Consider the following 19,198-nt stretch of genomic DNA (forward strand, 5'->3'; position numbering starts at 1 on the left):
GAGATCAACTCATTGGGGCCGATCAGTTTTACTCACGCCCGGCCTGGAAGATCCATTCTGTGTGAGGATTCGCCTTCACGTCTTCCAACATTTTTAAGACCTCGCCTTTCCATCCAGCTTTGATCTTTAAAGCCAGTTGAGACGGCGGCCGGTGATTGGGTTCAAGGATCGCGTATTCATATCTGAGCGGTTTCTTGAATGGCAAAAAAGCGACCTTTCCGTCGGACAGGTTCAATTCTTGCTCGGTCACGACGGTCAGCGGATCAACGATGCTGCAACATTGCCCGGAGCTGACGAAGGGGATGAGCGGCTGAAAATACTGGCAGGTCACTGTCGGATTGTACTCAGCACCGACCTCCTCGAATTCCTGCCGGATTTTGCGCTGGAATGGGTGTGACGCATGCAAGCCGCCCATGGGCGTATCGTTCAGATCAGACAGTGTCAGGCTCTTACGCGAAGCAAGTGGGTGGGTGCGGTCAATGGCACAGAAGCAATCTGCTTTGATTAGTTCGGCAGAGTACTGCGGTTCTTTGCCCGCTGAATGTTCGAAATCAGCAAATCCGAAGTCGATGTTCTGGGTCCCTGCAAGCTCCATAATCTGAGGTGAACTGCGGGTGGAAAGAGTGATGCGAATATCGGGGTTTTCTCCGACCGACTGGCTGATGAAACGCGGGAACAAAAAGGCGGACGGTCCGGGCATCGTTGCGATGTTCAGGCTGCCTGCATGCCCTTTGATCAACCCTTCCATTGTGCTGGAGATGGTGGCGAGACGGTCCAGAATGCCTGTGGTTTCGGCCAGAAGGTAGTGCGCTTCAGGAACCGGAACCAGGCGTCTTCCCTTGCGTTCAAACAGGGTCAGTCCCAGCGTTTTTTCCAAGTTTTTCAACGCAAGGCTAATCGCCGGCTGAGTGCGATTCAGTTTCTTGGCAGTTTGCGAGATAGAGCCGGTCTCCATCACTTCGCGAAACACTGTGAGCTGCATAAGGTTCATGGTTAATGTATAAATAAAACCTTAGTTTTGTGAAGTATAAAAAATTTGCATTTATGCGAATCGTCTCTACGCTGAGAAGATCGAATTCGGGAAAACCGAATCCAGCGATCCAACAACGGAGATGATTATGAAATTCGTGAAATGTTTGACCGGACTGGCCTTGGCAGGCGCGCTTGCCGCCCCTGCGCTGGCGCAGGATCCAACATTCTTCCGCATCGGGACCGGTGGCGCAGGCGGAACCTACTTCCCCATCGGCGGCACCATCGCCAACGGAATTTCTGCCCCTCCGGGATCTCGCCCGTGCGAAGAAGGTGGCCAATGTGGCGTCCCGGGCCTGATCGCAATCGCGCAATCCACGACAGCGTCGGTGTTCAACAATGCCGCAGTGCAGAATGGTGAGCTTGAGGCCGGTCTGGCCGCAGCCGATGTGACCCGTTCAATGTATCTGGGCGAAGGCAAGTTCGAGGGTAAACCTCATCCTAACCTTCGCATCGTAGCAAATCTGTTCCCCGAGGACCTGCATCTCGTGCTCCCCGCCGGTCAGACGATCAACAACCTGGGTGATCTGGAAGGCAAGCGCGTCGGCATTGCACAGGCCGGATCGGGTACGCAGGTTGCTGTTCTGCAGATGCTCGACGCCTGGGGCGTGAACCGCGACAATATGGATGAAGCCGAACTGAACAACAGTCAAAGCGCCGAGCGTTTGGCTGACGGTCAGTTAGACGCCTATTTCTACGCTGCGGGCTGGCCAGTTGCTGCGATGGTACAACTGTCGTCGACCAAAGGCATGAACCTGCATTCGTTCAGCGATGAAGATCTGGCCAAGATCAACGAGATCATTCCGGCCTATATCCCTTCGGCCATTCCGGGTGGTGTCTATGAAGGCATAGACGCGGAAACCAAGACCCCTGCGGTCAGTGCTATGCTGGTTGTGTCCTCGGATCTGTCGGAAGATCTGGTCTATCAGCTGACCAAAGCGCTGTGGAACGACAACACCCGCAAGCTATTGGACAATGGCCATGCCAAGGGTAAGCAGATCACGCCCGATACCGCGCTGGATGGTGTAGAGGCGCTGGGTGTTCCACTGCATCCGGGTGCCGAGAAGTTCTACAAAGAAGCCGGACTTCTTCAGTAAACGTAACAGACTGAACTGTATCGTCGGTGCCCCTATGTGGGGCACCGCACACCGGAACTATGCGAAATCGGGAGGCCATCATGTCCGAGACCCAGAAACTTGATGACCACGAACTGACAGCCGAGGAACTAGCGGCCATCGAAGAACAGTTCGATGAAGGGGCCGCGGTCCGGCAGGTGACGCCCACCACAGGAAAAGTTCTCCGTGTTGTGGCCCTGATTTTAGCATTTTACGAATTCTTCACGGCCGGATTCGGCCTGCCCGCAGACCACTGGCACATGGGCATCTACCTCGCCCTGCTGTTCATTCTGGTCTATGCCACAATCCCGATTGTCGGGGCCAAAAGCCTTTATGCCCTTAAGGTCAGCCGGTTCCGCATCGGTAACATCCCATTATATGACCTGGTTTTCATGGCGCTTGGCATCGTTGCCGCGCTCTATGTTGGCGTAGCCTGGCGCGGCATTCCGTTCCTTGGGATCGAGGAACAAACGTTCCGGATGGGCAACCCCAACAACTATGATGTATTTCTGGGCGTCGTCATCATCCTTTTGGTGCTGGACATTGCGCGGCGCACGCTGGGCTGGGTGCTGCCCCTTATCATCTGTGTTTTCATCTCATACGCCCTGCTGGGGCCGTACTTCCCCGGACTGCTGCAGCATCCCGGCGTGAATTTCAAAACCTTCGTATCGTCGATGTATTTTCCGCAGGAAGGTATCTACGGCGTCACGCTCTGGGTAGTTTCGACTATCGTCTTTCACTTTGTTTTGTTCGGCGTCATAGCGCAACGCACCGGTCTGGGGCAGCTGTTCATCGACAACGCGACTATACTTGCGGGCCGCTATACTGGCGGTCCGGCAAAGGTATCAGTGGTGTCCTCGGCTTTCTTTGGCACGATCTCGGGCTCATCGGTGGCCAACACCGTATCGACCGGAGCATTGACTATCCCCAATATGAAGCGCCTCGGATACCCTGGCCATTTTGCGGGCGGGGTTGAGGCTGCGTCTTCTGCTGGTGGCCAAATCACTCCGCCGATCATGGGCGCTGCAGCCTTCATCATGGCCGAGTTCCTTGAGGTCCCCTACACCACCATTGTGATCGCGGCGATCTTCCCAGCAATACTGCACTATGTCGGCGTCTTCGCTGTGGTGCACCTGATGGCCCGCAAGCTGAACCTGAAAGGTCTGGCGAAAGAGCAGCTGCCGCAACTCAAAGCCGTTTGGGCGGAAGGCTGGGCCAATATCGTGCCGCTAATCGGTCTGCTGGTGGTGCTGTTTACGGGCTACACGCCGTTCATGTCCGCTTTCTGCGGTATTTCGCTGGCGGTCATCGCGGGCATGTCGCGGATCAAACAGCCACCAACGCTGATCTATGCCGCGGCTTTCCTGGCTTTTGTGTTTTGGAAATACTCAGATGGCGGGTTCGACCTGACGATGACCGCAATCCTCTGTGGCCTGTCGTTTATCGCCACGCTTAATCCACAGAAACGGATTGAAGTGCCCGAGATGCTGCAGGCGGTCGAGCTGGGCGTGAAATACTCGCTGGCCGTTGGTGCGGCAGCGGCTGCGGTCGGCATCGTGGTCGGTGTGATCAACACAACTGGCATCGGCTTTCGCATCGGCTTCATGGTGACACAGGGCGCAGGCAATCTGGCGTCTGACCTCTACAACATGATCTCGTTTGGCAGCTTCCAGCTGTTTGCCATGGAAGACCTGCAGCTGTTCATCTCGCTGGTCTTCATCGCCATCGTCTGCATCCTGATGGGCGCGGGCATTCCGACCACGGCGCTGTACATCATGCTGGTATCGGTCGCACAGCCTGCTTTGGCGCAGCTCGGCGTTCCTCCCATCGCCAGCCACCTGTTCGTGCTCTATTACGGCGTGGTGTCAGAAATCACACCCCCGGTCTGTACGTCGGCCTACGCGGCTGCTGCAATTGCCAACTCGAATCCGTTCCGCACTGGCCTGTCGGCATTCACTCTTGGATTGGGCAAGGTGATTGCGCCGATGGCTTTCGTATATGCGCCAGTTCTGCTGTTCGTATCCTCAACCGGCTTCAATTTCTGGGAGTTCACTTACACCGCCGCCAGCTGTATCGCCGGGGTCATCGCCCTGTCGGCTGCGGTTGTGGGCTACTGGCTGAAACCGATGAATGTTGCGGCGAGGATTCTGATGGCCCTTGCGGGGATTATCTTTGTCGCGCCCAGCCTGACGGCAGACCTGATCGCGCTGGCCGTTGCCTCGCCTGTCATCGTCACCCAATTGATCGCGCGCAACCGCAGTCAATCTCCGGCCTGAACTGATGACAGAACAAGTGACCATCATCGGCGCAGGAATCGTCGGCATCTGTTGCGCTTTGTCGCTGCAGGAACGGGGCATTCAGGTTCGGCTGATCGATCGAGGTGAGCCGGGTCAGGAAACCTCGTTCGGGAATGCTGGTGTGGTTTCGCCTTGGTCGATCATTCCGCAAGCAATGCCCGGTATCTGGAAAATGCTGCCCAAAATGCTGCTAGACCCAAAGAGCGCGCTGTCAGTCAGGCCCAGCTTCTGGCCCAAAATGATTCCTTGGGGGTTGCGATTTCTCGGAAACTCAGGAGAAAAAACTGTTCGCGAAGTCTCGGACGCGATGGAGGTTCTTTGTCGCCCCTCCGTCGATCTGTACCGGCGTCATTTACATGGTACCGGGCACGAGAACCTGATCACCGATAGCTATTACATCCACGCCTTTCGCCGACCAGAACAGGCTGATCTGGACGGGCTTGGATATCTTATCCGCCGAGAAAAAGGCGGCGATCTGGAACGCGTCGACGGTGACGAACTGCGCCGATTGGAGCCCGCTATGTCCGAAGCGTTCAAAGGTGCGATCGTGATCAAAGGGCAAGCGCGTGTAACCGCTCCGGGACGTGTGGGAGCGGTTTTGGCCGAAAAGGCGCAAGTGCAAGGTGCTGAGATTGTGCAAACCGAAGTCACCAAGCTTACCCCCGCAGAAGAGGGTGGTTGGCAGATTGCAACTGCGCAGGATACGCTAACCGCCAGCCATGTTGTTCTTGCGGCAGGCGTATGGTCTGCCGACCTGTTGAAACCATTGAGATTGCCTATGCCTCTCGTGGCCGAAAGGGGCTATCATGTCGAATTCCCAACCCCTGCGGTCGAACTGAACAACTCGGTCATGGATGTGGATGCAAAGGTGGTCGCAAGTTCGATGCTTGGGGGGCTTAGGGTCGCCGGTACAGCCGAATTCGGCAGCGCCGATGCACCCGCTGATCCACGGAAGAAGCAAATCCTGTCCCAACAGGCCAAGGCCATGATGCCCGAGCTTGATACAGGTGAGGCGCGGTTTTGGATGGGTCGGCGCCCGTCGTTCCCGGACAGCTTGCCCGCAATCGGGCAAGTAAAAGACCAAGAGGGACTCTATGCAGCGTTCGGGCATTCTCATTACGGGCTGATGATGGCCCCGAAAACCGGCGAGCTAGTTGCGGATATCGTCTCGGATCGCATCCCGAATATCGATCTAGCACCGTATACACCAACCCGGTTTTGAACTTTCAAATCAAAAAAGGACCTGATGACAATGCCAATTTATCAAGGCGGCCAGAATATCTGCGGGGCCTCAATCGGTGTGCTTTGCCTTGAAAGCTATTTCCCAAAGCCACCGGGCCATATCAAGAACCCGTCCAGCCTGCCATTTCCGGTTCTGTATGAAATGATCGACGGGGTGACTGTCCCGACACTTCTGAACAACCCTACGCCGGAATTGCTTGAACCCTTCATCGAAGGTGCCAAACGGCTTGAGGCCGAAGGCGTGCGCGCCATTACCGGCAGCTGTGGCTTTCTTGCGCTGTTTCAAAAAGAACTGGCTGCAGCGGTTTCAGTTCCGGTGTTTGCTTCCAGCCTGATCCAGGTGCCGCTGGCTTATCACATGACCGGCGCGAACGCTCCGGTGGGTGTTTTGACTGCAGACGCGTCTGCTTTGACCGCCCGGCATTTTGAAGGCGTCGGTGCCGCCGGTGTTCCGGTGGCGGTGAAGGGACTGGAGGACACTAGTGAATTTGCAGAAGTGATCTTGCGGAATACCCGCACCCGTATGGACACAGACCTGATCGAGGCCGAGGTCCTGAACGCAGCCCGTAGCCTGATGCTTGAGGCCCCTGATATCCGCTCACTGGTTTTGGAGTGTACAGACCTGCCGCCCTACGCATCGCGCCTTCAGGAAGAACTGCGCCTTCCCGTGTATGATCTGACGACACTTGCGCAAATGGCACATTCCGTAGCGGCCCGCGAGCTATACTCTGGATTGATGCCCTGGCAGCGTTAGTGCGTGCCAATCAATTCGAATGAAGGAATGACATGGACCATGGCCGTAACCTCAGGATATCTGAGGTCTTGCAACAATGCCAAAGCTGCAGGAGTGCTATGTGACCATTGATCTGTCTATTTTGATGGCCGCCATTTGCCTCGGGGCAATGCTGCAGGTTGGCGTGGGCATCGGTTTCAGTATCATCGCGGGTCCCCCGATGATGATCCTGCTCGGCACCTCGACGGCAGTTCCCATATTGCTGTTGCTGAATACCCTTGTGTCAGTAGTCGCGACGGACCGTCATGTACTGAAGAACAACAAGCCACTCATTCTTAATGCTATCATCGCATGTTGTGTCGGTGTAGTTGCCGGTCTTACTGTTTATCCGTTGTTGAACGAGGCGTTTGTTCTGGCCTTGACGGCCTGCTTGTTGTTGATCGGCTTGATCACCACCCTGCTTCCCTTGCGCGGCACAATCGGGCGTTTTGGGTTTTCAGCCATTACAGGACTGTCCGGGCTTGCAACCGTCTGGGCGGCAACACCGGGCCCACTTATGGTGTTTGGTTTGATCGCAAAGGGCCGTTCAGCCAAAGAGGTGGCCAAGCTGGTGCAACCCATCGCGCTGGTGGCTTATGGCATTGCATTCCTGTTGCACAGCCTGTCCGAAACGCAGGCGATCACATACGGGCCGCAACTGCTCGGCTTTGTCATTATCACACTGGTAGGCAGCCTGCTTGGACGGGCAGGAGGCCCTTACTTGCCGCAGTCGGTCGTCATAGCCGCGATCCGCGTGGTTTCTTTCATCGCCTGCTGTGTCCTGTTCCAGCGCGCCTATATGATTGCATAATCCCGGGAGGTACACGATGCAACGAAGCGACAATCTGGAGAGATTTCCTCGCGCCCGGCTTATGTCGGGCCCGACACCTCTGGAACGGTTAGACAGGTTGTCGGCGGAATTGGGGATCGATCTCTGGCTCAAGCGCGATGATCTGACGGAGCTTGTGTTTGGCGGTAATAAAACACGGCAGCTCGAATTCTACCTCGGCGATGCTCAGCAACAAGGTGCCGATACCATTCTAATCACCGGTGCTGTTCAGTCCAATTTTGTCCGATCTGCAGCCGCGGCGGCCGCTAAGCTGGGCATGCAATCCGTGCTTCAATTAGAAGAGCGTGTCCCAGATATGGACGAAGAGTATTACAGGTCCGGGAACGTATTTTTGGCACAGATTCTGGGTGCCGAGCATATGAGCTATCCCGAGGGCGAAGACGAAGCTGGGGCCGACGCGGCATTGCACGCGCGTGCTGACGAATTGAAGGCCCAAGGCCGCACGCCATACGTCATTCATCTGGGCTTGAATCATCCACCTCTGGGGGCGTTGGGCTATGTCGTTGGCGGACAGGAATTGTGCGCCCAGATGCCCAATTTCGATGCGGTGGTTGTGCCGTCAGGCAGTGGTGCTACGCATGGCGGTTTGCTAACCGGTCTAGCACTGGAAGGCAGCACGGCCCCGGTATTTGGAATATGCGTGCGCAGAGATCGCGAGAAGCAACACGCCCGCATGATGATCGTTCTACAGAAACTTGCAAACTTGCTGGATGTTGATGCCGCTCAATTGCAGGCGCGGATCGATGTCTATGACGATGCATTGCCGCCAGGTTACGGCAAAGTGAACGCGAGAACGCGTGCCGCACTGGAAAAAATGGCACGGACCGAAGGGGTTTTCCTCGACCCGGTTTATTCCGCCAAGACATTCGCCGGTTTGATGCATCTGGTTGAAAGCCAGAAGATTAAACCGGGTCAGAAGGTCATTCTGCTGCACACCGGCGGGCTGCCGGCCCTTTTTGGATATCAAAATGAACTGGCGGACAATCTGACTTGAATGAACCTCGGCCTCGTAATGCCGGCTTCTGATCTATGGCTCCCATTGGCATTTCAACGCTTGTGCCGTGGGCAGCTCAAATCACTGCTAAATTCAACAATGAGAAAGTACAAGTTATGACAATCACCCGCATCGAAACCGGTCAGCGCATGAGCCGGATCGTCAAACACAACGGCGTTGCCTACCTGTGCGGTCAGACTTCGGACGCGCCGACCGTGGCAGATCAGACGCAGGACATTCTGGCCAAGGTTGAGGATCTTTTGCAAAAGGCGGGCAGCGACAAGACCCGCATCCTAAAATGCGAAATCTGGTTGGCGGATATGGCAGACTTTGCCGAGATGAATGCCGTTTGGGACGCTTGGGTGCCCGAAGGCCACGCGCCCGCCCGCGCCTGCGGAGAATCCAAGCTCGCCCGTGATGTATTGAAGGTCGAAATGATCGTGACGGCAGCTTACGACTGAGCGGCGGCTGATTGCGGTTAATAGGGTAGGTTTTCTGGACCTTTGCAAGTCCAGTCCCTCGGAGATTGAGCTATTCACGGTCCAGAAAACACCCTAGGTCTTCGCTTCTGCGTTCGCGTGCCCACATTTGCGTCTCTGAAAGCGATTGCTGACGGGAGATGACGGCGATGCGTTAGTTTCGCAGTTTCACCACCAACTGGCATGTGATGCACGCCCGGTGGGTTCATATCGATTGACCGAAGTCATCGTCGTGGAATCAAATCCTCACGCATCCTGGGTGAGTCAAGAAACAACGCACGATAAATAGCGCTATTCGAGTGCTAACTCAGATCATTTTGGCCGATTCAGGACTGCGCTATGCTGCTGTTAATACAGCAAATTATTGCTTTCCGAATTTGACCAAATAGCTGCGGCGCGTATTCATCGACTTGCAACGAAACGAGCGATCAACTCTTTGTCTTTGCAAGATACGTCCAGGTTGGCCCGGCAGTTTCCCCTGATCCATCCGGCAAAGGAATACGCATCAATTTCTGCGCCAGAGACTTGATGTCATACATTGCTGGGACCAATGACCTTAGCGCAGTCTTGTCCGTGTTGAACGCAATGTGCAGACCATCAAGCAGGCCGGACCAGGCCGCGTTAAATTCGGCAGATATTTCTGCGATCTCTGGCGCGTTCTTGAAGTCCTTTTCGGACGGATCATCCCGCATCGGGGATACCGCGCTCCAATCGACGATTAGGTCGCCACCGGTGGGCGGGCCGTCTATGCTATCATCTGGCTTATAATACCGGCTGTGCAGGATTTCGTTGAACTTGAAATAGTGCGCAACATCCTCGCGGTGGTCAGGGCCAGGGATGATGTCTTTGTCGCCAGCTCTGTGACCAAGGTCTGCGCCTTCCCCTTCATCCATGATTTTCTTTATCGCCTTCAGCGCGGCCTTACGGCGCTGCGACGGGGTACCAATCACCTCGATCACCTCACCTCCAGCTCCGAAATAGTCGGCGTTGGTGATTTGTCGTACCTCATTACCGGTAAAAATCGCGGCATCCCCATAAGTATCACAGGCTTTGCGCAACCTTTCCCGGATGTAGATGTAAAAACCTCCGATCGTATGATAATCACCGCTCTTCGCAGCTCTTTCATCTTTTGGTGCCGTTTCAACCGCACGAAAGCTCTTGATTTGGTCTGGCGTAAACCTGCGCAGATAAACAGTTGGACCGCGGCCGTTTAGCAGTGGCTGGGGGTATTTGGGCAGCAGCTTAGGATTGTTCAGCTCCGGAGTTCCGCCAATTGAATTCATGACATTCGCCGCAAGAACCATGTGGAGCATTTCTTCGACCATAACCTGCCGGATCACTTCGATGGGTTCGGCGTTTACGATTGTTGGCTCAGACCGGTCATACTGGCCTTGTTCGAGGATCGAATAACACGCAGTCGCATAGGGAGGAATGGTAGTGAGTTCAAGAATAAGCGCGTCCTGAAACAGTTTACACAGTGTCGCGCGCTCTTTCTCCAGTTTGTCTTTCGAGGTCATTTTGCCCCCCCTTTCCGAACAGCATCCGATATTGCTCTGGAGGCTCGGTAAGCCATTGCCGACATCGTGAGTGTCGGGTTCGATGTTGCGATTGTTGGCATCGATCCGGCGCCTACCATCCACAAATTGTCGTGATCCCAGGTTCGCATTACGTCATTAGTCACCGAATTGCGCGGGTGCGTTCCGATCCGATGGGTTCCGACAAGATGACCTGCGCCAAAGAACGTATATCCCCGGCCGTCATAGGTGAAATATCCGGCGTCAGACGGATTGTAGGCCGTGTGGTTTCGAATACCCAGGCGCTGAAAAATCTGCGTACAGGTGTCGTACGCCGTCGCCAAACCGGCCCGCGAATAGTCATCCAGATCATAGCTGATCACAGGGCGATATTCACCCATCGGTGTGCGATAGGCGGGATCAATCGTGACTCGGTTGGTCGAGCGGGGCAGTTGTTCGACCATCGTACCGATGCGAACCTGTCTTTGAACATCGTGATATAATTTGTCACGAAGCGCTTTGCCAAAGAGGTTCTCCTGTTCAACAAAGCGCGCCACATCCGTGTTTGGGGCCCCGGTGGCAAAGTTCCAGCCCCAGTTTCCGATCTCAAGCCTATGGGCGGCAGTTCTGTCACGAAAGGTCCCGTCCCGGAAATTGGCGTAGCTTGACGTCGATCCCGGCCCACGAAACGGACCAACCGGCTCGGGCGCGGAACCCCAAGTCATCATGTAGGGATGATCCATCAGGTTGCGGCCCAGTTCGCCGCTGGTCCGACAAATCTCGGAAGCCAGCGCAAGAGTTACGTTTTCCACCGCTCCACCAGCAAGGACGTATTGTTTGCCCTTGGCACGGCGCAGTTCGTATTGCGCAACACCGGAGAACGAGTATTTCTTGTACACGATACCCGAAACCCGACCGCTTTCGGCAAGCTCGACCTTGGACGCCACGGCTTGCGTGATTGTTTTCATGTGATGTTTGCGAATGTGCTTGGCATCTTCCAGCGTCTTCATCGCATTGTATTTTGCCTGAATTGGGCAGATCGGAATGCAGCTTGAGTTGCCCTCGCACCGCTGGCCCATATAGGCAAATGGACCGGTCGATCCTCGCGGGCGAAACTGATACCGCATTTTGCGACCCACGGGTATACCATTGGCATTCTTTGGCTTACGCGGGGTTGAGTTGCGGCCTTGCGGCGTGCGTGAGACTTTCAGTTTGACCGTGTCTTTAGGGTCTTCGCCAATTTCAATGGGCATGCCGTCTGCCCGGGCAAAGAACCCGTCGATATAAGACGAGGGTATCGAGTGCATGGGGAAGTCATATCCTTTGGCAAAGTACCCACGGTTATCATGCTTGCCTGAAGTCTTTATTCCCAGCGCTCTGGGTGTCTGTTCCTCGGCGTCTGCTGAGACGCCGATTTCCCACTCGGCTCTTTCATAGTCGGATCTAATATCCTTGTAGCCAAATGGCCAATCGACCCCCTGGCCGAACCTGCTCTGCATTTCGAAATCTGCGGGCATCATCCGAAGACTGGTGCCCAGCCAGTGCAAGGAGGTCCCGCCATAGGCACGCAGATAGTTGCTGCCAAACGGCAGCGGCCCGCGCTGAACAAAATACCCGTTTGTGTCCGGTTCGGTGCCGCGAACCGCCGTGATGTCCAGCACCGAGGGTGACGGCAAAGTCGGTAGATCCGGATAGGGTGAGTTCGGTGTTTTCGCCAACGAGAGGTAGTACTGATCCAGATAGGATCGGTAGGTCTCCCACGTTTTGCCATGATCCGCACCGGCCTCGAGGATCAGAACAGTGTGCCCTGCTGACACAAGCTCTTTCGCCAGAATGGCACCGGAAAATCCTGCCCCTACAATGACCACATCATAGGTTCTGTCGTCGTCTGTAATCGCGTTCATTGGCCCGCCTCCCGTTTCCGAGGAGGTTCAAGCGCCCAAGCACCAAAACCCTGCTGCTTTGCCCCCATGGGATGGGCACCGATGGCGTCCCAGACCAACCCTTCCTTGTACGAGCGTGTCGAGATGATCTTGACCACATCAAAGCGAGAAGCGCCGTAGCTTTCGCGCCATTCTTGCGAAAGCGGGACCCACTGACCCGTGTACCAAAGCTGAATCAGCGAACGTGCAATCGGGCCAAGGCACCTGTCCGACAGGTATGTTTGGCGGATAATCTGATCATCGTCCCCTTGGCCGAGGGATTGAGCGTGAGACAGAAACCGGCTCAAAACCTCTTCTGGTAGAACCTGTCGGAATTGATGCCAGTATTCCCCGGTGCACCCGGTCCCTTGCAACTCGGCACTATTGTAACCCGTCAATGCCGCGCTGACCGTCAGGAAGGCCTGATGGGCGGGACTGTTGTCATGCTGTGTCATGGCGGTCTCCATCAATGGCATCCACGTAGAACCCGCGCGGCTCGAAGCAGGCGGGGGGGCTTTCAAAAACCTGTACGGCGACAGGGGTGAAGTCGGTGAACAACCGATGCATGTCCCGTGTCATCGGGAAATCGTTGTTGCCGAGTTTCAGTTTGAATGTCTTGGCGATGCGCTTGCCGTCCTTGTTGTTCAGCATTGCAGTTTCGAAGAGGCCCGAGATTGTCCAGCGGGTCCAAACAGTGCGGCCAAGACCGGTCGCGAATTCTGGGATCGGAGTGCAATTTGTTGTCGTCCACTGATTACCACTGAGCTTTCCCAAATCGGCGGTCAAATCGTAGACGATGGTTTGCGGGTCGTCGGGGTTGACCAATTGAATCCACCAGGATTTCGGAGAGATTGGCGGATGGCCTTTCATCTTGGCGTTCAGCGACGGCACTTTGTAATTGAACTGCCCCAGAAACTTGGGCTCGCCAAAGGCCTGACGCCCAGCCTTGACAGCAACCGCATTGTCTGCGGCTACGTGTATTCGCAGATGCCCGATGGTCTTGGTCTGATCGCGGCCGTGCAGATACTCGGTCAGGGACATCTTCGGAACGCCGGGCACCCGGTTCGAAGGGTAAGCCAGAAGGTTAAATTCAACCTCGTTCACAAAGCCCAAGGAATTGTCATAGTGGGCGGTGTAGCGTTGAAAATTCAATAGAATGACAGCTTTGTTCTTTCCATTTTCATCGGGGAACTCCGCCACGCACAATCCTGTACCCTTGACGAAGGGTTTGGCGGCTTCGACCGAGGTATACCAATACATCCATTGGCATTGCAGAGAGGCATAATAGAAGGGAAACGTATCAAACTGCTTGGGCAGTTTTGGCATGACACCGGTGACATTCGTCTGATGGCAGCGGTCACCTTTTGATTTCTTCTTAGTCATAATGGCTATGTCCTCCCGACTGGCTTTGACTATCTCGTATTTTTCAAATGTCCTGTGATGAGCTCTCCGTTTTTGCAGTTCCAAGTTTATTCAGAATAGCGCGTGTCTCGGCCAAATCCGGACCATCGAACCCGGCGACTTCTTCAACCGCTTTTTTGATCCGGTTCAGGCAATCGGGGGGTGGATCAAGCTTTGCCAGCTCTTTGATCGTACGCAGCAGTGGACCAAAATGCCCGCGGTCCAGCGCCAAACTGACAGCCTGCTCGAAATGATCGATACACGCTTCTTCATGACCTTGGGCAAGCGACAGACGTCCTCTTAGCCGGGTCAAACCGACAATCCAGAATTGTTCCCCCCCACCCAACGTGATCTGCTCGGCTTCGTCCAAAAGCTCTTCTGCGAGTTCGAGATGTCCGTGCAGGATGGCCGCGTCTGCATAAAGATACAGAAAGAAACTCAACCCCAGCCGGCAGCCGGTATCCCGCCATTCCTGAAGACCAAGTTCGATTTCCTTCAGCGCGCCGTCGCCCAACTCGTTCCGGCGTGCCCATCCGTTCATGATCCGCGCCCATCCACGCCAGAACTGAAACGAGTACTCCTCTGACAGCGCAATCAGATTGGCCGAGCTTTCCAGTACAAGGTCTTCATCGCCGCGGAACTGCGAGATCCAACCCAGAAATGCATTTGCGAAGGATTGACTGAAGGGATGCGCTGTTTCTTCAGCGTGAAGCACGGCCTTTTCGATCGCTTCCAAAGCGCTTTTCGTGTCGCCCGACAACCAGCAAGACAGCGCACGATATCCCTGAAGCGCGACGGATAGATCAACGACGTCAAAATCCAGCCCCATGAACCGGTGCTCAAGCGACAGATTGACATCAATCCCTGCCTGCAGATGCGTTAGGGCGTCCTGCGGCTGGCCAAGATATGTCTGCAGCGAGCCAAGTGATCTCTCGGCGGATACAATGGCAAGAGGGCTTTTCAGATCCTGACAAAGCGACACCAGGCGATCCGCATTCTGTTTCGATACAGCATATTCGCCCCCCAGCATTGTCGATCGGAACTGGCCATAGACGACTTTGAACAACCGCTCTGTTTCGCCGTATTCACGACACAAATTTTGTGCCCGGGCATAGGCGGAAAGGACCGAATTGTGTGCGTATCCTCGTACAAACGCCAACGGAACCGCGATGGTGATTTGCAGATCAATCTCGCGCCGGTCGCGGTCTTGCGAAGCAGGCAGTTCCTGCAGACATTCCAGGGCATGTTGCAGATGGGTGATGGCCTCAACATTTGCAGAATGATCCAATGCCTGGCGCGCGGCCCGCATAAGGTTGAGCTCGGCCGCCAAATAATCACCGGCCCGCCAATAGTGATGGCCCAGAATCTCTGGCTCGTGTTTAACAATTTCCTTGTAGTTCTCTTCAAGAACCGCCGCGATTTGACCGTGCCATCTGGACGCTGTCGAACGCAGCATGGATTGATACGCCGCATCCTGTACCAAGGCGTGACGGAACCGGTATGTGTCTTCCACGCCTCTTAGCCCGGCGGGAACAATCAACTCTGTTTCAAGTAGCTGCTCCAGCGCTCTGGTGATTTCCTGGTCGCTCCATTTCAAAACGTAGCTAAGCAGGTTTCTTTCAAAGTTGCGCCCGATTGCAGCAGCGACCTGCACGATCTCGCGGCTGGCGGATAATCGGTCCAGCCTGGCCATCAAGGAATCCTGCAGAGACTCCGGAATCGCCATGGACAACTCGGCCTTACTTTGCCCCCGGCTTACCAGCAGACCGGATTCCATCGCCATTTTGGTCAGTTCTTCGACAAACAGCGGCACGCCATCGGTTCGGTCTGCCAACTGGCTCAGAACCTCATCCGAAGGGCGGATTCCCGAAATGCTTTCAACCAGTTTGAAGATATCGCGCCGGACCAGACGGTTCAGCTCCAAGGTGGTGACATGTGACTGGTTTCGCCAGGGTGACTGGAATTCACTGCGGGCGGTCATCAAGACCAGGCAGCGTCTACTTGATAGTTGTTCAACCCATCCGTCGACAAACTCAAGCGTGGAAGCATCGAACCAATGTACGTCGTCCAGCAACAACATCAGCGGTGAAGATTGTTCTAATCCTGCGCAAAGCCGCAGCAACGCTTCGATCAACGCACCCTTTTCCCGTTCAGGCGCCATTGGTTCAGCCGGGATTGAAGTGTCTTCCAGCGCCACTAGGCGCAGAATGGGCATAACACAGTCAGGATCATCGAGACCGAGTTCAGACAAAAACCCGATGATCTTAGCTCGGTTCTGTTCTGGAGTCTCATCAGGTGTCATTCCGGTCAACGCCGTAAGCGCGTTTTTTATCGGGTAAAATGCGCTGCTTTGATGAAGCGGTGAGCCGAACAGAATGAATTGCGACGCATCTTCTTCGGCCAGATCATCGCTCAACCCAAAGGCGATCTTAGACTTCCCGACACCCGCATCGCCGGTCAGCAACAGCACTTGCCCTTCACCTTCCAGCGCACCCTCCCACCGAGATCGGACCAAGGCGATTTCCGCGGTCCGACCGATGGTTGGTGTTTTATCGTGTGAAAAGTCTTTGCGCGCGGTTTCGAACCCCAAAACCTTCTGCCGGGCCTCAAACAGCTCTAGCGGAGCGCTAATCCCTGCCAATTGCGGCGCGCCCAAAGACACAAAGTCAAGCCGTTCACCAATCAGGCGTCGCGTCACCTCGGAGATCACGACTTGCCCGACCTCGGCAACGGACTGAATACGGGCCGCCACGTTTGGTGTGTCTCCGAACAGCCACATCTTTTCGTCCAATGACGAGCTGTTGGCGGTGCCAACAACAACGGGTCCAGTGTGCATTCCGATACGAACGTTGGTCGCAACCGGCTGGCTGGAAAATCCAACTTCAATACCCTCTGCCATCTGGGTAATTTCAAGCGCGCACAGCGCGGCCGAGTAGTGACTCGCCTCTTGCGCGACGGGGTAACCAAAGACAGCCACAACACCATCACCCGCATAGTTTGCGATCTCACCGCCGAATTTCGCAACCGTGCTACCGACCAGATCGCGATATTGGGTGATAAGCTCACGATAGTCTTCGGGATCAAATTTTTCGGACAACGCGGTAGAACCAACCAGATCGCAGAACATGACGGTCAGTTGCCGCCGTTCCGCAACATTTTCGGGTGCGGGCGTTAGTGGCGGTGAATTGTCTGGCTCTGAGTTTTTGACCGACGCTGATCCGACCAAAGACGCACCGCAGGCCGTGCAGAACTTTGCCTTTTGCAAAGCTGGGGCTCCGCACGCTGTACACGTAAGGGACAGGGCGTTTCCACAGCTTTGGCAATATTTCGATCCGGCAGGATTGGCCGAACCACAATTTGGGCAATTAACGTCAGGACTTACCAAAATGGTCGCCTTCGTAAGTTTAGATAGATCAGGTCAAAATTAGAAACGATAGAACGAAATCACGGCTTCTTATAACATAATATCAACAATGCGTCGCCCAACAATTCCTGATGGATGAACCAGGCTGCAACTTTACCCGGCGCAAAGCCCCGTGGATCAACAAAATTACAGGGTTTCCTTGGGGCGGCCGGGATCGCCCGACCTACCTTTAGCCGTTGCTCGACCCAGCTTCGGGGCGTACGAATCCCTGAATGCGATCAACGTTCATGACCTGAAAGAATGGGCTCTCGCTCCCTGGGGCCGAAAGAAAAAGGTGACCACTTTTTTTCAGGAACTTCGAAAAATCCGATCCTTTGCTCAGGTGTTTTTTGAATGCCTTTTCGTTTTTGTAGATTTCCACGAACACAATCTTATCGTCATCGCATGGCGGGACCGAGTCAGCGCCACCTGAGTGCACAAGGTAACCCCAGGTATCAGGTTCGTTTTTCTTGACGTCCCTAGCAAGCCGCCGGAGTGCAGCAATACCTTCGGACCGGGTTTCTGGGTTCAGATACCAAATCGCAATCGTGGTTAGCATTTCCTCGCTCCTTTCATGGGTTGGACCGATCGTCTAAATGCGCGTCCAACGGTTTGGTTGCCGCTCAATATTGGCAACGTCACCGGCGGAACGGGTCGCTAATCCTGGGCATTTGTCGAGTTCAATTCTTCACTTACTGCGCAGGTCTTTGGCCACCTTGAACCGGTGACACGGTTCCGCCGAAAAATAGTCTTTAACAAGTATCCAAGCGGTGATGGTTATGCATCCCACTGCAAGTCGGCCGCACGTGGAAGAATGCGCCCGAACTCACCGCCACCGAGGCTGTGTTTGACCTGCGTGTCTATCATAAAGACGGGCGTAAATCCCGAATTTATGTTGCGACCACGCCTTCTGCGACCCATTCATCGAACTGGGCCAATACATGATCGCAAAACGCGGCATCGTTGATATGTGCGTCTATTTCGGTCATAGGAACGCGCCCGGGCATGACTTTACGGGCCTCATCCATCATCTCGGCCAGGGCTTTGGGATCATACGCCTCTTCACCCTCCTTGTCCCAGGCTTCGACCCCGTGAACGGGCAGAAAAAAGTGAACCGGGCCAGTTGAGGCCTCCAATCGGTTGGTGAGCTCCCGCACCCAGGCACGGCGTTCATCGCCATTGAAGACCGAGCTTTTTATCAGGCGGTTGTGTTCATGAAATGGACGGTCGGCATACTGGTCAGGGATGTCCTGCCATCCGGCAAAGTCCAAAAGGTCCAGCGCGCCTGGCGCAACCAGCTGTGGTGTGCCCACACGCCCGGCATTTGTCACGCGATCCTCACCGCTGGAGACCACGGAACCCGCCATCAGGTTCCCGAATTCCTGCATGCAGAAGTCCATGACGCAGGCAAACGCCCCTTCACCCGCCAGTTTTTCGAAAGCCATGCCGCCCATTCCGGTGGAATGAAAAACGGCAACCTCGAACCCGCGCTCTTCCAGCGCTGGTTTGAGCGTTTTCATGTAGCGCAAACACGAGGATCCAAGACTGGTCATCCCAATCAGCGGTTTGCTGCGATCCGGTATTGTGGCAGCCTTTGTGGCACCAACAACAGCGCCGGCCGCTTGCGCAAGCGAAGACTGGCAGATCGAATTCATACCATAGAGCCCCCCGGCCCACAGGATCATCTGAATGTCCGGAGCCAGTCGGTGCGGCGGGATCAGCGGAGAAAAACTGACGGTCGACACGATGTATTTAGGCACCCCCATGGGCAAGGCCTGTGCACAGTCCAGGGCCAGATCGGTGCCCATAGTGCCCCCGGTCGCCAGCATCCCGTCAAATCGCCCATCCGCATAGGCTTGGGTAACGGCCTTTGAGGCACCGTCTGACATCACGCGAAAGGCTTTGTTCTCGTCCCCTTGTGCGATGACATCTTCGATGGTCATTCCAGCCGCTTGGGCGACGTCGTGCTTGGAGATGTCGGTTGGCTCCAAAGGGTCGCCCAATACCGAGACATCCATCGTCAACACATCCGCGCCCTGCGCCTTGATCGCCTGTTCGATGAACCGCATCTCGGGTTCCTTCGTGTCGTAGGTCCCAATCAGCAGGATTGTCTTTGTGGTCATTGGTTCCTCCTATTCATGCGACCTATGGGCCTCAGACAAAGCGGTGAAGACATGTCG

The 19,198-nt window shown here is 55.2% G+C and carries 15 protein-coding genes; 7 read left to right on the forward strand and 8 right to left on the reverse strand.

Annotated elements, in window-relative coordinates; translation table 11 throughout:
* Positions 1-28: 28 nt before the first annotated feature.
* Positions 29-991: a LysR family transcriptional regulator gene (locus AC2TEM_RS05590; protein WP_170422660.1), complete on the reverse strand. Its 963-nt coding sequence runs from the start codon at positions 989-991 to the stop codon at positions 29-31.
* A gap of 127 nt (positions 992-1,118) precedes the next feature.
* On the opposite strand from AC2TEM_RS05590, the gene AC2TEM_RS05595 reads away from it, so the two are divergent.
* The 7 genes from AC2TEM_RS05595 to AC2TEM_RS05625 all read left to right on the forward strand — a co-directional run bounded on the left by AC2TEM_RS05595 (position 1,119) and on the right by AC2TEM_RS05625 (position 8,760).
* Positions 1,119-2,126 (forward strand): TAXI family TRAP transporter solute-binding subunit, encoded by a 1,008-nt coding sequence (locus AC2TEM_RS05595; protein WP_170422662.1) that lies wholly within the window; start codon positions 1,119-1,121, stop codon positions 2,124-2,126.
* Positions 2,127-2,206: 80 nt separating this feature from the next.
* Positions 2,207-4,420 (forward strand): TRAP transporter fused permease subunit, encoded by a 2,214-nt coding sequence (locus AC2TEM_RS05600; RefSeq protein WP_170422663.1) that lies wholly within the window; start codon positions 2,207-2,209, stop codon positions 4,418-4,420.
* A gap of 4 nt (positions 4,421-4,424) precedes the next feature.
* A complete protein-coding gene (locus tag AC2TEM_RS05605) occupies positions 4,425-5,663 on the forward strand; it encodes an FAD-dependent oxidoreductase (protein WP_170394041.1) in 1,239 nt (412 codons plus the stop codon).
* 30 nt (positions 5,664-5,693) lie between these two features.
* A complete protein-coding gene (locus AC2TEM_RS05610) occupies positions 5,694-6,437 on the forward strand; it encodes an aspartate/glutamate racemase family protein (protein ID WP_170395044.1) in 744 nt (247 codons plus the stop codon).
* Between the two features lie 76 nt (positions 6,438-6,513).
* Positions 6,514-7,266, forward strand: a complete 753-nt coding sequence (locus AC2TEM_RS05615) for a TSUP family transporter (protein WP_170465604.1) — start codon at positions 6,514-6,516, stop codon at positions 7,264-7,266.
* A gap of 16 nt (positions 7,267-7,282) precedes the next feature.
* Positions 7,283-8,299, forward strand: a complete 1,017-nt coding sequence (locus tag AC2TEM_RS05620) for a D-cysteine desulfhydrase family protein (protein ID WP_480856030.1) — start codon at positions 7,283-7,285, stop codon at positions 8,297-8,299.
* 116 nt (positions 8,300-8,415) lie between these two features.
* Positions 8,416-8,760, forward strand: coding sequence for a RidA family protein (locus AC2TEM_RS05625; protein ID WP_170394035.1), 345 nt, complete (start codon positions 8,416-8,418; stop codon positions 8,758-8,760).
* 446 nt (positions 8,761-9,206) lie between these two features.
* On the opposite strand, the gene AC2TEM_RS05630 is transcribed toward AC2TEM_RS05625, so the two are convergent.
* The 7 genes from AC2TEM_RS05630 to AC2TEM_RS05660 form a co-directional block, all read right to left on the reverse strand.
* A complete protein-coding gene (locus tag AC2TEM_RS05630; RefSeq protein WP_170422666.1) occupies positions 9,207-10,295 on the reverse strand; it encodes a ferritin-like domain-containing protein in 1,089 nt (362 codons plus the stop codon).
* The gene (locus tag AC2TEM_RS05635) at positions 10,292-12,196 is read right to left on the reverse strand and encodes a GMC family oxidoreductase (protein WP_170422667.1); all 1,905 of its coding nucleotides are present in this window, start codon (positions 12,194-12,196) and stop codon (positions 10,292-10,294) included. Before AC2TEM_RS05635 ends, AC2TEM_RS05630 begins: the two co-directional genes overlap by 4 nt.
* On the reverse strand, positions 12,193-12,669 hold the full coding sequence (locus tag AC2TEM_RS05640; RefSeq protein ID WP_170422668.1) for a hypothetical protein: 477 nt from the start codon (positions 12,667-12,669) through the stop codon (positions 12,193-12,195). The genes AC2TEM_RS05635 and AC2TEM_RS05640 overlap by 4 nt, the downstream gene beginning before the upstream one ends.
* A complete protein-coding gene (locus tag AC2TEM_RS05645; RefSeq protein WP_170422669.1) occupies positions 12,656-13,597 on the reverse strand; it encodes a hypothetical protein in 942 nt (313 codons plus the stop codon). The genes AC2TEM_RS05640 and AC2TEM_RS05645 overlap by 14 nt, the downstream gene beginning before the upstream one ends.
* Positions 13,598-13,640: 43 nt before the next feature.
* Entirely contained in the window at positions 13,641-17,000 is a 3,360-nt protein-coding gene (locus AC2TEM_RS05650; RefSeq protein ID WP_170422670.1) for an adenylate/guanylate cyclase domain-containing protein, read from the reverse strand.
* Between the two features lie 208 nt (positions 17,001-17,208).
* On the reverse strand, positions 17,209-17,577 hold the full coding sequence (locus tag AC2TEM_RS05655; RefSeq protein ID WP_170407142.1) for an antibiotic biosynthesis monooxygenase: 369 nt from the start codon (positions 17,575-17,577) through the stop codon (positions 17,209-17,211).
* A gap of 331 nt (positions 17,578-17,908) precedes the next feature.
* Positions 17,909-19,141, reverse strand: a complete 1,233-nt coding sequence (locus tag AC2TEM_RS05660; RefSeq protein ID WP_170422671.1) for a Tm-1-like ATP-binding domain-containing protein — start codon at positions 19,139-19,141, stop codon at positions 17,909-17,911.
* Positions 19,142-19,198: the final 57 nt, after the last annotated feature.

It is taken from the genome of Ruegeria sp. HKCCD3925, from assembly GCF_057221175.1.